At 76.8% G+C, this 315-nt stretch carries 1 pseudogene; it reads left to right on the top strand.

The features are described 5' to 3' along the window. Window positions 1–315 (top strand): annotated as a pseudogene (locus VTU_RS0118720) (adenosylcobinamide-GDP ribazoletransferase); the annotation flags it as partial.

Here is a 315-nt window from a genome sequence, read left to right as displayed (position 1 = left end):
GCTCGCGCTCCTGGCCAAACTCGGCCTGCTGGCGCTGCTGGGCGCGCACGGCCTGCGCAGCGCGCTCGTGGCCTTGGCCGGGGCGCATGTGCTGTCGCGCCTGTGGCCCCTGCTCATCATGCGCCGCCTGCCCCACGTGGGCGACGCCGCGCGCTCCAGGAGCCGGCCACTCGCCGGGAAGCCATCCGGCCAGGCGCTGGCCGCGGCGGCCCTGTGGTGTTTCGCGCCGCTGGCGCTGGTCGGATACGCCTTGCACGCGCCGTGCTTGGTGGCCGCGATGGCCGCGAGCGGGCTCGCCGCCGCCTGGATGCTGCG

This window comes from Verminephrobacter aporrectodeae subsp. tuberculatae At4 (assembly GCF_000193225.1).
Classification (GTDB): Bacteria; Pseudomonadota; Gammaproteobacteria; order Burkholderiales; family Burkholderiaceae_C; genus Acidovorax; species Acidovorax aporrectodeae.
The sequence above is the reverse complement of the archived record's forward strand: the minus strand, read 5'-3'. Positions and strand labels throughout refer to the sequence as shown.